This window comes from Jatrophihabitans telluris, from assembly GCF_023516435.1.
GTDB lineage: Bacteria > Actinomycetota > Actinomycetes > Mycobacteriales > Jatrophihabitantaceae > Jatrophihabitans_A > Jatrophihabitans_A telluris.
Map to the genome: position 1 here is coordinate 2321109 of NZ_CP097332.1, position 14543 is coordinate 2335651.

Below are 14543 nucleotides of genomic sequence, written 5' to 3' on the forward strand. Positions count from 1 at the left end.
CCTCGCCGGTCGGCCGCGGGATGGACGGGGAGGCCGTCCCCGCTCCAGCGTCCCCAGCGCCCAGGGCTCAGCCGACCGCTTCCATGACCTCGTCGGAGACGTCGAAGTTGGCGTAGACGTTCTGCACGTCGTCGGAGTCCTCCAGCGCGTCGATCAGCTTGAAGACCTTGCGCGCACCGTCCTCGTCGAGGGGAACCTGCACACTGGGCAGGAACGAGGAGTCCGCCGAGTCATAGTCGATGCCCGCTTGTTGCAAGGCGGTGCGGACGGCGATGAGATCGGTCGCCTCGCTGATCACCTCGAAACTGTCACCGATGTCGTTGACCTCCTCGGCGCCGGCCTCGAGGACCGCGAGCAGGACGTCGTCCTCCGACAGGCCGGTCTTGGGCACGATCACCACACCCTTGCGGCTGAACAGGTACGACACCGACCCGGGATCGGCCATGTTGCCGCCGTTGCGGGTCATCGCGGTACGAACCTCGGTCGCCGCCCGGTTGCGGTTGTCGGTCAGGCATTCGATGAGCAGCGCGACACCGGACGGGCCGTAGCCCTCGTAGGTGATCGTCTCCCAGTCGGCGCCGCCGGCCTCGGCCCCGGAGCCGCGCTTGACCGCGCGGTCGATGTTGTCCAGCGGAACCGAGGACTTGCGAGCCTTCTGAATGGCGTCGTAGAGAGTCGGGTTGCCGTCCGGGTCACCGCCGCCGGTGCGAGCCGCAACCTCGATGTTCTTGATCAGCTTGGCGAAGAGCTTGCCGCGCTTGGCGTCGATGCCGGCCTTCTTGTGCTTGGTCGTCGCCCATTTTGAGTGACCACTCATGAGGTGGCACCCCCTCTCTGCTCCGGGAGCACGCCCGCGGATCGCGCGCCGTCCCTCACCATCCGAACGAAGTATTCGTGCACTCGCGCGTCACCCGTGAGTTCGGGATGGAACGAGGTGGCCAGCAGGTGCTGCTGGCGAATCGCGACCACTTTACCTGCGGCCGGTCCCGTCGTGACGGTGGCCAGCGGGGTGGCGTCCGGACCCACCGACTCGACCCAGGGCGCGCGGATGAACACAGCCGTGAACGGACCGCCGTCGATGCCCTCGACGCTGACCTGCTCCTCGAAGGACTCGACCTGACGGCCGAAGGCATTGCGCCGCACGGTCATGTCGATGCCACCGAAGGTGGTCTGGTCGGCCGTGCCGTCCAGAATTCGGTCGGCGAGCAGGATCATCCCTGCGCACGACCCGTAGGTGGGCATTCCCCCGCTGATGCGCTTACGCAGCGGCTCGACCAGATCGAAGTGCTGCGCCAGCTTGATGATCGTGGTGGACTCCCCACCCGGAATAACCAGGGCGTCGACCTCGTCCAGTTCACGCTCACGGCGCACCGAGATGACGGTGGCACCGGCGAACTCGAGGGCGGCGACATGTTCCTGAACGTCGCCTTGCAGCGACAGCACGCCGATCGTGGGCATCAGTGGGTGTGGGCCTGCTTCTCGCGATGAGCCAGCACGTGGGCGGTGTGGTTGGCGAACTCCTGGGCGTGCTTGGACGTCGTGGGCTTGAGCACAAGTTCGTCCAGCAGTTGCGAGGTCGCAGCCGTCACGGCCAGCACCGCCGCCTCGAACGCCTCGGTGTTCGCCTTGGACGGAGCGCGCATGCCGGCGATCTTGCGAACGTATTGCAACGCCGCCGCCTGAACGTCCTCGGGCGTGACGTGCTCGACGAAGGGCGGTCGCAGGGTGTGGATGTTGCGGCACATAGCGACTACCAGCCGCGCTCGGCCAGGCGGTGCGGCTGCGGGATGTCCTCGACGTTGATCCCGACCATGGCCTCGCCCAGGCCGCGAGACACCTTCGCGATCACGTCGGGGTCATCGAAGAACGTGGTTGCTTTGACGATCGCCTCGGCGCGCTGGGCCGGATTGCCGGACTTGAAGATTCCCGAGCCGACGAACACGCCTTCGGCGCCCAGCTGCATCATCATGGCCGCGTCGGCCGGTGTTGCGATGCCGCCCGCGGTGAACATCACGACCGGCAGCTTGCCGGTGCGGGCCACCTCGGCCACCAGCTCGTACGGGGCCTGCAGTTCTTTTGCGGCAACGAAGAGCTCGTCGCCCTTGAGCGAGGTCAGCCGCCGGAGCTCGGCGCCGATGGTGCGCATGTGCGTGGTCGCGTTCGACACGTCACCGGTGCCGGCCTCGCCCTTGGAGCGGATCATCGCCGCGCCCTCGGTGATGCGCCGCAGCGCCTCCCCCAGGTTCGTCGCGCCGCAGACGAACGGCACGGTGAACTGCCACTTGTCGATGTGATTGGCGTAGTCGGCCGGGGTGAGCACCTCGGACTCGTCGATGTAGTCCACTCCGAGGGACTGCAGGACCTGCGCCTCGACGAAGTGCCCGATCCGAGCCTTGGCCATCACCGGGATCGAGACCGCGGCGATGATGCCGTCGATCATGTCCGGATCGCTCATGCGGGAAACGCCGCCCTGGGCGCGGATGTCGGCGGGAACACGTTCGAGAGCCATCACGGCGACCGCCCCGGCGTCCTCGGCGATCTTGGCCTGCTCCGCGGTGACCACGTCCATGATGACGCCGCCCTTGAGCATCTCGGCCATGCCGCGCTTCACTCGCGCGGTCCCGACGGTGTGCTCGGAGCCGGAGGATTCGGGCGCAACCCCGTACTGAGAAGTCATGCCGCGATTCTACGTCCGGCCGACCAGGTTCTTTACCAGCCACAGCACAGCGAATGGACCGGTTTCCGTGGCCATTTCGGTCCCCGACCGGGTATATCCCCGGTCGGTGGACCGAAACGAGCACGGATTCGTCAGCTGACGGGCGCGCCCTTCGTGGCCAGCACCACGGTGGCCCCGCCCGGGCGCATGAACAACGGCTTGCCGCGCAGGTCACGGTAGGTCGTGATACCGGTGACCGACGTGCGCGACCAGGTGCCGTTGACGCGCTTACCGTCGCGGAACAACACCACCGGCCCTGAACCGACGGTCTCGGTGAACTGCGACGGGTTGCCCATGACATCGACATCGGCCGGGTTCGTGCGGACGGTGCACAGCTGGACGAGAACGTTCGCGGCCCCGATCGGCGTCCCGTCGGCCGCGATCAGCTTCTGTCCACCGATCGTGCGGGCGTAGCGGTGCGCCGACGGTACGTAGGCGAAGGTGACGGAGGTGCTGCCGACGACGGTGCTGACCGTCGGGGCAGCCTTGGCCCGGGCCAGCTGGGAGTAGGGGGTGGACCAGGTGAAGCCGATGTTCTTGGCGCCGCCGGACTTGGCGTTGGCGGCAATCTGAGCGAGGTTGGCGGTCAGGTTGTACGGCGCCGGACGGTTGCCGTCCCGGCCGAAGCCGGCCGCGCCGCGATCGTTGATGACGCCGGTGACGACGGAGCGGTCGAGGGTCGACAGCGAGTCGCCGCCGCCCCCGGAGGCCACGAGCTGAATCCGGCCGTACTGACTGAGCAACTCCGCGTCGCTGGCCCGCACGCTGCGCACCGGCTCCACCAGCGGGTGGTTGGTGCCGAACACGGCGACCATTCGGGTCAGGCCACCTTCAGCCTGTTCGATGTAGACGACGTCGGCCTTGTCGAGTCCGACCGGCGGCCGTCCGTTCTCGGTGTCGTCGATCTTGACCGCCAGCACCCGGCCCTTGAACGGGGCGCCGACGCCGGTGAGTGGGTTGACGGCAGCGACGGGCTTGGCGGTCGGCTTGCTCGGTGCCGGGGAGGGCGAGGGGGTCGTGGACGCCTTGGGTGTGGACGAGGTCGACGTGGCCGGATTCGCCGCCGGTTTGGCGTCCTTACCGGTCAGCGCGACCGCGGCTGCCGTGCCGAGGACCAGGACTGCGACCACACCCGTTCCGACGAGTGCGGTGCGCTTGGAAATGGCGGGTGCCATGAACTACTCCTCATTCTTCTTCGACCGTTCGGTCTTCCGGTCGTGCGGTCACGGGCAGGGGGAACGGGTCCGGCTCGCCCTCGGTCGGCCCGTCGAACGGGCTGCTGTCATCGATGTCGAAGTACTGCGGCAGCTCCCGGTAGCCCGCCAGGTGCAGCATCCGGGGCATCCGGCGCGCCCGGAGCGTACGAGTGTCGCGCACCGCATCGTTGTAGAACCGCCGAGCGATCACGACTCTCGTAGCTGATTCCGACAGTTCCTCCACCGCGGCGGCCGGTAACAACGCGACGCTGCCGGCCAGCTCACGCAGTGCCCGGCCCAGTCGGTTCTCGGCCGCCGGGCGGTCCCGCTGATCCGGCGCGAGGGCGTGCTGAGCGACCTCGGCGAGTTGGTCGGCCTGTTGCCGGGGCAGTCGGCTGCCGGGCATCTCGGCCACGTGCTGCAACGCCGCCGCGCGCCGGACAAGCTGGGAATCCAGGGCCGCCTGCGCGGCGTCGACCCGCGCGTGCAGCCGATCCAGCCGCGTCAGGGTGAAGCTCACCCAGAGGGTCAGCACGATGGCGACCAGCACGGCCGCGATCAGCCAGCCGACCGACAACATAGGACAACACCCTAGGTCAGCCAGGCGGTGCGCCCGAAATCTCGCGGGCGGCCGGCGCTCAGACCGGGACGGACCCGGCGATAGCGATCTCGTACACGCGCAGGATCTGGGTGGCGACGACGCCCCAGTCGTAGGGACGGACGACTTCGGCGCTGGCCTCGGCCAACTGACCCCGAAGGGCGGGGTCGGCGAGCACCGACTCCAGGGCCCCGGCCAGGGCGGCGGCGTCGCGCGTCGGGAACAGCACGCCCGCCCGGCCGTCGTCCAGCACCCGCGAGAACGCGTCGAGGTCGCTGGCCACGATCGCCGTCCGGGCGGCCATCGCCTCCAGCAGGATGATGCCGAAGCTCTCCCCGCCGGTGTTCGGCGCCACGTAGACGTCCACGCTGCGCAGCAGGCTCGCCTTCTCCGGCTCGCTCACCATGCCGAGCATCCGCACCGCCCCGCTCAGCTCCTGCGGCAGCTCGCGTAAGAAATCGTCCTCATCGCCCCGCCCGGCCACCAGCAGCTCGATGCCCGGGCGCGTCACGATCAACTCCTGCAGGGCCTCGAGCAGCACGCTCATCCCCTTGCGGGGCTCGTCGTAGCGACCGATGAACCCGACCGTGCCGCCCCGGACCGGGTCCCGCGGGTAGCCGGCCAGCGGCTCGGCCTGGGCGTAGGCGGACACGGCGACGCCGTTCGGGATCACGACGGCGTCCGCCCCGAGGTGAACCATGATCATCTTGCGGGCGGCCTGGGAGACCGCGATCCGGCCCGACAGGCGCTCCAGAACGGCCTGCACCACGCCGTCGAACATGGCCAGGAAGCGGGACCGCTCCGAGGACGAGTGAAAGGTCGCCACCAGCGGAGCGTCGGCCAGCAGCACGGTGAGCAGGGACAGGCTCGGCGGCGCCGGCTCATGCACGTGCACGACGTCGAACTCACCGTCACGCAGCCAGCGACGAACCCGGGTCGCCGAGACCAGGCCGAACTGCAAGCGGGCTACCGAGCCGTTGTAGGGAATCGGCACCGTCTTGCCCGCGGCTACGACGTAGTCCGGCAGAGCGGGCGTGTCCTCGTCGCCCGGAGCCAGCACGGACACGGCGTGTCCGAGGCTGATCAGGGTCTCGGCGAGATCTCGAACGTGGGCCTGCACGCCGCCGGGAATGTCCCATGAGTAAGGGCAGACGATGCCGATCCGCATTGCTCACTCGCCCCCGGCGGAGATAGGTGCGGCCGGTGCGGCGGGTGCGGCCGGTGCGGCCGGTGCGGCGGGTGCGGCCGGTGCGGCGGGTGCGGCCGCCAGCCGGGCCTGGTCCAGATCGGCCAGCCACAGTCGCTGCATCATGTGCCAGTCACTCGGGTGGCGGGCGATCCGCTCGGCGAAGACGTCGGCCAGCGCCTGAGTACCGACCGCCAATTGCTCCCGCAGCCGACCCGGTCCGAGGTCCACGGGAGCCCCGATGTATTGCTCCCACCCGCGGCCACGGTAATTCAGGTGCACGGGGAGCAGGGCTGCTCCGGTGGTCGCCGCCAGCAGCGAGGGTCCGGCCGGCATCCGCGTCGGCTCGCCGAAGAACTCGACCTCGATGCCGCTGCGGGACAGATCCCGGTCAGCCACGAGGCAGACGACCCCGCCGGCCCGAAGGCGCTGCTTGAGCACGTCCAAGGGCGGGTGAGGGCCACCGGTGAGGGCGAGCACCTCCATGCCCAGGCCCTCGCGATAGGCGACGAACTTGTCGAAGAGAGTTTCCGGCTTCAACCGTTCGGCGACCGTGGTGAACGGGTGGCCGCGTTGAATCAGCCACAGACCGGCCACGTCCCAGTTCCCGCTGTGCGGAAGAGCGACCACCACACCGCGTCCCGCGGCCGCCGCCGTCTCGAGGTGCTCGTAGCCCTCGGTGTGGACGTCGGCCAGGACCCGGTCGATGTCCATCGACGGCAGGCGGAAGGTCTCCAGCCAGTACCGGGCGTAGCTGCGCATGCCCTCGCGCACCGCCGCCGCCAGCTCGTCCTCGCTGCGCTGCGGGCCCAGCACCCGACGCAGGTTCTTCCGCAACTGCTGAACCGATCGCCCGTCGCGATGGGTGGCCAGATCCGCCACCCGCTCGAAAGCACGCCGCGCCGCGGGCTCCGGCAGTGCGCGGACGAGCTTCCAAGCCGCCGAGTAGCCGAAGTCGGTCAGGCCGTCGGTGACCCGCTCCCGGGAGGGCAGGGACTTCACGAACCGAGCCCGGCCGCCGGTTGTGCGCGGGCCTGCTTGTAGACGGTCGCGAACCGCTGCGCCACCGTGATCGTCGATGCCGCGACGAGCAGCCACAACGCGATCGCCTGGGCGTAGGGCACCTGGAAGGGCCAGCCGGTGAGCCCGGTGCCCACGAGCACGATCACGAGACGTTCGGCGCGTTCGGCGATCCCGACGTTGGCGGTCATGCCCATTCCTTCGGCGCGAGCCTTGATGTAGGACGTCAACGACCCCAGGACCAGGCAGAGCAGGCTGGCGGCAAGCAGGGCGGGGTGGTCGTGCCGGGCGAACCACCAGGCCAGCGTCGCGAACACCGCCGCGTCGGCGATCCGGTCGCAGGAGGAGTCGAGCACCGCGCCGAACCGGCTACTCAGACCGGCTACCCGGGCGATCGCGCCGTCGACCATGTCGAGCATCACGAAGAACCAGATGAGCAGCGTGCCGGTGAAGAAACTGCCGCGCGTATAGAAGCCGAGGGCAGCGGCCGTGGCGCCGATGGTGCCGAACACCGTGACCATGTCCGGGGTGACGCCGGCGTTGGCCAGTGACCGCCCCAGCGGGTCGACGACCTTGGACAGCGGGGCCCGGAGCACATTCAGCACTGCCCAAAGATACCGGCCCGGGGGTTGTCCTCCGCCCGGCGTGGGTGTCGAATGCGATCAGGCGAAATCGAGGTGATCGATGATGTCGATGAAGACAGCGGGCAAGACGGCGAGCAAGGCACCAAATGTGCGCGCGGGCATCCGTCCGGCGAGCCGTCCGGCCGAGATCCGCAATGTCGCCCTGGTCGGCCATTGCGGCGTCGGCAAGACGACGCTCGTCGAGTACCTGCTCGCGCACGTCGGCATGATCGGCCGCGCCGGTTCGATCGCGGAGGGGACCACGGTCTGCGACGCCGATCCGGTCGAAGTGGCCCAGCAGCGTTCGGTCTTCCTGGCGGCCTGCCCGATCCAGTACGGCTCCGGGGAGACCGCGGTGCGGATCAACCTGCTCGACACGCCGGGCTTCGCCGATTTCGTCGGAGAGCTGCGGGCCGGCCTGCGCGCCGCGGACGCCGCGTTGTTCGTGGTTTCGGCCGCAGACAGTCTCGACGAGACGACCCTCGCGCTCTGGGAGGAGTGCGCCGCGATCGGCATGCCCCGGGCGGTGGTGGTGAACCGGCTCGATGCGCCGCGCGCGGACCTGCCCGCCACCCTGGCCGCCTGCCGGGACGCCTTCGGCGAGTTGGGTGGCAATGCCGTGCTGCCGCTGTATCAGCCCGGCCCGGACGGGGACGGCCTGGTCGGATTGCTGTCCAGCGCGCAGGACGTCTTCGCCGAGGACCGATCGGCCCTCATCGAGGCGGTGATCGCCGAAAGCGAAGATGAGACGCTCCTGGACCGGTACCTGTCCGGAGCGAGCTTGGACCCCGAGATGCTCTCGCACGATCTGCACACCGCAGTCGGACGGGGGCATTTCCATCCGGTCATCCCGGTGTCGGCGACGACCGGTCTGGGACTGAGCGAGCTGCTGGAGCTGATGGTCAGCGGATTCCCGACGCCACTGGAACGACCGGCACCGGTGTGCACCACGCCCGATGGCCAGACGTTGCCCGAGCTGCACTGTGACCCGGACGGGCCGTTGGCCGGCGAGGTCGTGCGCAGCTACCTCGATCCGTACCTCGGACGGGTCTCACTGGTCCGGCTGTTCTCGGGCACCGTCCGCGCCGATACCGCGCTGCACGTCTCCGGTCACGGGGGCGAGTCACGAGGCCATCCAGATCACGACCTGGACGAGCGGTCCGCGGCGCTGCTCAGCTGCGCACTGGAACCCATCGATGCGGCGGTCGCCGGTGACCTGTGCGTGATCGCCCGGCTGGCCACTGCCGAAACCGGCGACACCATCTCGGCGCAGTCGTACCCGATGCTCATCCAGCCCTGGGTCATGCCCGACCCGCTGTTGCCGATCGCCCTCCGGCCGGCGACGCCGAACGACGAGGACCCGTTGGCCAAGGCGCTCAACCGGCTCGCCGCCTCCGATCCGGGGCTGCGGATCGAGCGCAACGCACACACCGGGCAACTGGTGCTGTGGTGTCTGGGCGAGGCACACAGCGAGGTGGTCCTGGCCCGGCTACGGGCCGGCGGCGCCGCGCTGGTCACCGAACCCGTCCGGGTGGAGTTGCTGGCGACCTTCGCCGACACCGCCCGCGGCCACGGCCGGCAGGTCAAGCAGTCCGGGGGCCACGGCCAGTACGCCGTCTGCGATCTGGAGATAAGCCCGTTGCCCAGGGGCAGCGGTGTCACGTTCGTCGACAAGGTCGTCGGCGGCGCGGTGCCCAACCAGTTCATCCCTTCGGTGGAGAAGGGCGCCCGTGCCCAGCTGGCGCACGGCATCACCTCGGGTGTCCCGGTCACCGACGTCCAGGTCACGCTGTTCGACGGCAAGGCCCACAGTGTCGATTCCTCCGACGCGGCGTTCCAGGTGGCCGCCGCCCTGGCGGTCAAGGAAGCAGCGGCCGCAGGCTCGGTCAAGCTCCTCGAACCTATCGACGCGGTCGAGATCATCGTGACCGACGAGCACATCGGCGCCGTCATGTCGGATCTGTCGGCACGCCGGGGGCGGGTCAGCGGCTCCGAGCCGCTCGCCTCGAACCGTCCGGGCAACCGCAGTGTCGTCCGCGCGGAGGTTCCCGCAGTGGAACTGCTCCGCTACCCGATCACCCTGCGCTCGCTCAGCGCCGGTGCCGGGACGTTCCGCCGCAGCTACCTGCGCCACGAGCCGGCACCCGCGGCGGTGGCCGCGGCCATGCTCGGCTGAGGTTCGCGCGCCAGCTCTGACGGCAGGGAGCGCGCAGCGTCTGGTTGGTCGACAGGTTTCCGGTAAGTAACCCGCCGGTAACCCAGTCGTTGAACCGACATCGACCCCTCGACGTCGGTTCAGCGGAAGGCACCAACCACCATGTCCGATCCGGTCCGCAGCACGCAGGGAAGTCCGCGCACCCGCCCGCACCGCGGCCCGCGCCGCCGCCCGTCCGCGCCACGCCACGCGGCGGTCGGCGTGACCAACCCGGGACCGAGCCTCGGCGGCTGGCTGCCGAGCCCGTCGCGGCTGAGCCCGGCGATCCCCAAGGCCCTGCTCGCCGTCGGGGTGGCGCTGGCGCTCGGCCTGCTCACGACGTCCTCGGCCGGTGACGCCCAGACCGGCCGGAAGTCCGCCGACACCGCGACGGCCCAGCGGCCGGGCGCCGGAACCGGCTCCCCCGTCCGCAGCATCACCAGCGTGACCGATCTGTCCCGCGGTGCACCCCGCGGCGCGAAGGTCATCACCGCCCAGCCGGTGAGGGTCGCCAAGCCGCGGGCCGCCGACCCCAGGTCCGTGTCCGCGCTCGCCGCCAACGGCATACCGTCGGTCGCCCTGAACGCCTACCGGGTGGCCGCTGCCCGGATGGCCTCCGTGCAGCCGTCGTGTGGGATCGACTGGTCCCTGCTGGCGGGCATCGGTCGGGTGGAGTCCGATCACGGCCGCTACGGCGGCGCCGCGCTACTGGCGGACGGAACGTCGAGCATCCCGATCATCGGGCAGGCCCTGGACGGCAACAAGTGGGATTACATCGCCGACACCGACGCCGGCCGGCTGGACGGTGACCCGGTCTATGACCATGCGGTCGGTCCGATGCAGTTCATTCCGTCCACCTGGATGGCCTACGGAGCCGATGGGGACGGCGACGGCGTGGCCAATCCGTTCGACATCAACGATGCCGCGCTCGGTGCCGCCCGCTACTTGTGCGCGGCCGGGGGAAATCTGCGCACAGACGCCGGCCAGCGGCGGGCCGTCCTGGCCTACAACCACTCGGATGAGTATCTGGCGCTGGTGCTGGCAACGGCGCGCGCCTACGCTGCGGGCACCCCGATCACGGGGCCGGTCACCGGCAACACGACCGGGCCGCTGCCCCCGGTGGACGCCGGCTTCGTGCCGCCGGTCAACCCCGGCGCGGCCAGCGCGATCGAGCCCGCCGCCACGCCGTCGGCCTCCGCACCCACTACCTCCCGGCGCGGATCCGGCGCCGGCTCTGGGCCTAATTCTGGCTCGGGTTCTGGCTCGGGTTCTGGCTCTGGTTCTCGTTCTGGCTCGGGTTCTGGCTCGGGAACTGCGGCCGGCTCCGGAGCTGCGGCAGGTGGCACAACTTCGGGCTCCGGCTCGCCGGCAGGTGGCGGCGCGGGCGCTGGTGGTGGTGGCGGGTCCACACCGTCTCCGGCTCCGGCTCCGGCCACCTCGCCCGCGGCCGGTGTGCCCTCGGTTCTGCCGACCTCGCCCGCAGCGCCGTCCTCGATCCCCAGCCCCGTGGGCGGGGTGGTCACCAGCACCGTGTGCACGGTGACCGGGTTGCTCGGCAATCTGATTCCGGCGCCGTGTCCGAACCACTGACCGCGCCAGCCAACGGGCGCCGATGCCAGTGACGATGCCAGCCACGATGCCAGCAAACCGGGAGAAGGATCACTAGATGAAACAGGGCGATCAGATTGCCGACTTCGAACTCCCCGACCAGAACGGCAAGAATCGCCAGCTGTCAGAGTTGCTCTTGGACGGGCCGGTCGTGCTGTTCTTCTATCCAGCCGCGATGACGGGCGGGTGCACGAAGGAAAGCTGCCATTTCCGCGATCTCGCCGCGGAATTCGCCGCTCTCGGAGCCCAGCGAGTGGGCATCTCGACCGACTCGATTGCCACCCAGAAGCAATTCGCCGAGCTGAATGGGTTCGACTACCCGCTGCTGTCCGACGCCGACGGCGCCGTGGCCAAGCAGTTCGGGGTCAAGCGGCGCTTCGGCCCGCTGCCGGTCAAGCGACACACGTTCGTCATCGGAACCGACTCCCGCCTGATCGCTGAGATCTCGAGCGAACTCAACATGGATCTGCATGCCGACGAAGCGCTGAAAGTCTTGGCTCGGCCCTAGCTCCTGAGCAACAAGGGCAACCTCAACGTCCGTACGGGTGCAACAAGGGCAACTTCAACGTCCGGACGGGTGCAACGAGGGCAACCTCAACGCCCGGACGCGCGCAACAAGGGCAACCTCAACGCGTGGACGGGTGCAACAAGGGCAACCTCAACGCCCGCACGCGCGCAACAAGGGCAACCTCAACGCGTGGCGGGCCAGGCTTCGGCGATCAGGGCACGGGTCTCGTGCAACAACTGGGGCAACACCCGGGTGTGCCCGACGATGGGCATGAAGTTCATGTCACCGCCCCACCGGGGCACGACATGCTGGTGCAGGTGCGCCGCAATCCCTGCACCGCCGACGACGCCCTGGTTGATCCCGATGTTGAACCCCATCGGGTTGGCCGCAGCGCGCAACGCGATCATCGACTGCTGCACGAACAACGACAACTCCGCACCCTCGTCCGGGGTCAGTTCGGTGAAGTCGGCGATGTGGCGGTAGGGCACCGTCATCAGGTGCCCGGGGTTGTAGGGGTACAGGTTGAGCACGGCGAACACCAGCTCGCCGCGAGCGACGATCAAGCCGTCGTCGTCGGACCGGGACGGGATCTCGCAGAACGGGCAGTGGTGCTCGGCGTCGGACTGCGGCTTGCCCTCGCCCCCGATATAGACCATCCGGTGTGGCGTCCACAGTCGTTGGAAGGCGTCCGGAACTCCGGCGAACTCATACGGCTCAGCGAGCTCGCCGGGATGGGATGCCCCGGACTCGACCGGTGCGGTCACGATCGAGGACCCGTGCCGGCTCCGAAATCGGCCGCGGTCGGCGAGGAATTGACCCGCCGCGCGACGAAGTCGGCGATCTCGGCAACGGCCTGCTCGATGGGGACGCCGTTGCGCTGCTCGCCGTCGCGATAGCGGAAGGACACCGCACGGTTGTCGACATCCTGCGCACCCGCGATCAGCATGAACGGCACTTTCGCCTGCTGCGCCGACCGAATCTTCTTCTGCATGCGCTCGGAGCTGGCGTCCACCTCGACGCGAATTCCGGCCTTCTTGAGGGTGGCGGCGACGTCGAGGAGATAGTCGATCTGGTCGTCGGAGACGGGAATCGCGATCGCCTGGACCGGTGCCAGCCACGCCGGGAACGCACCCGCGTAGTGCTCGGTCAGCACCCCGATGAAGCGCTCGATCGACCCGAACTTGGCCGAATGGATCATGACCGGTTGCTGGCGCGAGCCGTCGGAGGACTGGTATTCCAGTTCGAAGCGCGCGGGCTGGTTGAAGTCGTACTGCACGGTCGACATCTGCCAGGTCCGGCCGATCGCGTCGCGCGCCTGCACGGAAACCTTCGGGCCGTAGAAGGCGGCGCCGCCCGGATCGGGCACCAGTTCCAGTCCCGTGTCGAGCGCCGCCTGCTCAAGCACCGCGGTCGCCGTCTCCCAATCCGAGTCCGACCCGATGAACTTGTCGGAATTAGGGTCGCGGGTGGACAGCTCGAGGTAGAAGTCGTCCAGCCCGAAATCTCGCAACAGGCCCAGCAGGAAGTTCAGCAGCAGCTTGATCTCCCCCGGTGCCTGCTCCGGGGTGCAGTAGGTGTGCGAGTCGTCCTGCGTCATACCCCGTACCCGGGTCAGTCCGTGCACCACGCCGGACATCTCGTACCGGTACACGGAGCCGAACTCGAACAGCCGCAGCGGCAGTTCCCGGTAAGAGCGTCCGCGGGATCGGTAGATCAGATTGTGCATCGGGCAGTTCATGGCCTTGAGCCGGTACTCACTTCCCTCCAGATCCATCGGGGGAAACATCGTGTCGGCGTAGTAAGGCAGATGACCGGAGGTGTGGAACAGGCCGTCCTTGCTGATGTGCGGGGTGTTGACGAAGTCGAAGCCTTCGTCGATGTGCCGCTGCCGGACGTAGCCTTCCAGTTCCCGCCGCAGGATGCCGCCCTTGGGATGAAACACCGCAAGGCCGGACCCGAGTTCGTCGGGGAAACTGAACAGATCGAGCTCGACGCCGAGCTTGCGGTGGTCGCGCTTGGCCGCCTCCTCCAGACGGTTCAGGTACTCCTTCAGCGCGTCTTTCGACGGCCAGGCCGTGCCGTAGATCCGCTGCAGTTGCTCATTCTTCTGGTCACCACGCCAGTAAGCCGCTGCCGTGCGCATCAGCTTGAACGCCGGGATCCGACGAGTGGTCGGCAGGTGCGGACCGCGGCACAGATCGGTCCAGGCCAGCGAGCCGTCCTTGTTGACGTTGTCGTACATGGTCAACCGGCCGCCGCCCACCTGCGAGGCCTCCTCGGCGTCCAACTCCGACGCCGTGTAGTTTCCCGCCTCCGGACTGTCCGCCTCGCCGCCGCCCTTCAGGCCGATCAGCTCGAGTTTGAACTTCTCGTGCGCCAACTCCGAACGCGCGTCGTCGTCGGCGATCTCACGACGGGAAAAGCGCTGCGCCGCCTTGATGATCTCGGTCATCTTCTTCTCGATGGCCGACAGGTCCTCTGGCGTGAACGGCCGAGACGGCAGGAAGTCGTAGTAGAAACCGTTCTCGACCGGCGGCCCGATGCCCAGCAGGGTGTTGGGGAACAGTTCCTGCACGGCCTGGGCCATCACGTGCGCGGTCGAGTGGCGCAGCACGTTCAGGCCGTCCGGCGAGTCGATCGCTACAGGTTCGACGGTGTCCTCGGTCTCGAAGGGAACGTCCAGGTCGCGCAGCGCGCCCGCGGAATCGCGGACCACGACGGCACCCGACGGCCCGTTGACGTCGCTGCCGGCAACACCGGCCGCGGCGGCCGATTCCAGTGCTGCCCGGGGCGTGGTGCCCGCGGCCACCGTCAGAGTCGGCCGGGGATCCGGCTGAGCTGCTGCGGGCGCCACGGAACTGGACACGTTTTCTCCTCGAGTCGCTGCGGGCCGC

At 68.9% G+C, this 14543-nt stretch carries 14 protein-coding genes; 3 read left to right on the top strand and 11 right to left on the bottom strand.

All coding sequences use genetic code 11. The features are described from left to right. Positions 1-67: 67 nt before the first annotated feature. The 9 genes from M6D93_RS10860 to pgsA all read right to left on the bottom strand — a co-directional run bounded on the left by M6D93_RS10860 (position 68) and on the right by pgsA (position 7321). A complete protein-coding gene (locus M6D93_RS10860; protein ID WP_249769192.1) occupies positions 68-817 on the bottom strand; it encodes a YebC/PmpR family DNA-binding transcriptional regulator in 750 nt (249 codons plus the stop codon). Continuing rightward, positions 814-1458 carry a pyridoxal 5'-phosphate synthase glutaminase subunit PdxT gene (gene pdxT / locus M6D93_RS10865; RefSeq protein WP_249769193.1) on the bottom strand — a complete coding sequence of 215 codons (645 nt, stop codon included), beginning with the start codon at positions 1456-1458 and terminating at the stop codon, positions 814-816. The genes M6D93_RS10860 and pdxT overlap by 4 nt, the downstream gene beginning before the upstream one ends. Next, complete coding sequence (locus M6D93_RS10870; protein ID WP_249769194.1) at positions 1458-1745, bottom strand: DUF2277 domain-containing protein; 288 nt, start codon at positions 1743-1745, stop codon at positions 1458-1460. The genes pdxT and M6D93_RS10870 overlap by 1 nt, the downstream gene beginning before the upstream one ends. A 5-nt stretch (positions 1746-1750) precedes the next feature. Further along, positions 1751-2677, bottom strand: a complete 927-nt coding sequence (gene pdxS, locus M6D93_RS10875; RefSeq protein ID WP_249769195.1) for a pyridoxal 5'-phosphate synthase lyase subunit PdxS — start codon at positions 2675-2677, stop codon at positions 1751-1753. A 131-nt stretch (positions 2678-2808) separates the two neighbouring features. Continuing rightward, complete coding sequence (locus M6D93_RS10880; protein ID WP_249769196.1) at positions 2809-3891, bottom strand: DUF3048 domain-containing protein; 1083 nt, start codon at positions 3889-3891, stop codon at positions 2809-2811. A gap of 10 nt (positions 3892-3901) precedes the next feature. Beyond that, positions 3902-4492 carry a LemA family protein gene (locus M6D93_RS10885; protein WP_249769198.1) on the bottom strand — a complete coding sequence of 197 codons (591 nt, stop codon included), beginning with the start codon at positions 4490-4492 and terminating at the stop codon, positions 3902-3904. A gap of 58 nt (positions 4493-4550) precedes the next feature. Then, entirely contained in the window at positions 4551-5678 is a 1128-nt protein-coding gene (locus tag M6D93_RS10890) for a glycosyltransferase family 4 protein (RefSeq protein WP_249769199.1), read from the bottom strand. A gap of 3 nt (positions 5679-5681) precedes the next feature. After that, positions 5682-6698, bottom strand: a complete 1017-nt coding sequence (locus M6D93_RS10895) for a phosphatidylinositol mannoside acyltransferase (protein WP_249769200.1) — start codon at positions 6696-6698, stop codon at positions 5682-5684. Beyond that, entirely contained in the window at positions 6695-7321 is a 627-nt protein-coding gene (gene pgsA, locus M6D93_RS10900) for a phosphatidylinositol phosphate synthase (RefSeq protein ID WP_249769201.1), read from the bottom strand. Before pgsA ends, M6D93_RS10895 begins: the two co-directional genes overlap by 4 nt. Before the next feature lie 82 nt (positions 7322-7403). Between pgsA and M6D93_RS10905 the strand changes: the two genes are divergently transcribed. The 3 genes from M6D93_RS10905 (at position 7404) to M6D93_RS10915 (ending at position 11649) form a co-directional block, all read left to right on the top strand. Continuing rightward, positions 7404-9515: an elongation factor G-like protein EF-G2 gene (locus tag M6D93_RS10905; protein WP_249769202.1), complete on the top strand. Its 2112-nt coding sequence runs from the start codon at positions 7404-7406 to the stop codon at positions 9513-9515. Positions 9516-9656: 141 nt separating this feature from the next. Continuing rightward, complete coding sequence (locus M6D93_RS10910) at positions 9657-11123, top strand: lytic transglycosylase domain-containing protein (protein ID WP_249769203.1); 1467 nt, start codon at positions 9657-9659, stop codon at positions 11121-11123. A 76-nt stretch (positions 11124-11199) separates the two neighbouring features. Next, entirely contained in the window at positions 11200-11649 is a 450-nt protein-coding gene (locus M6D93_RS10915) for a peroxiredoxin (RefSeq protein ID WP_249769204.1), read from the top strand. Positions 11650-11831: 182 nt separating this feature from the next. Here M6D93_RS10915 and M6D93_RS10920 read toward each other — a convergent pair whose 3' ends face one another. After that, positions 11832-12413: an HIT family protein gene (locus M6D93_RS10920; protein WP_249769205.1), complete on the bottom strand. Its 582-nt coding sequence runs from the start codon at positions 12411-12413 to the stop codon at positions 11832-11834. After that, a complete protein-coding gene (gene thrS / locus M6D93_RS10925; protein WP_249769206.1) occupies positions 12410-14515 on the bottom strand; it encodes a threonine--tRNA ligase in 2106 nt (701 codons plus the stop codon). Before thrS ends, M6D93_RS10920 begins: the two co-directional genes overlap by 4 nt. Positions 14516-14543 lie beyond the last annotated feature (28 nt).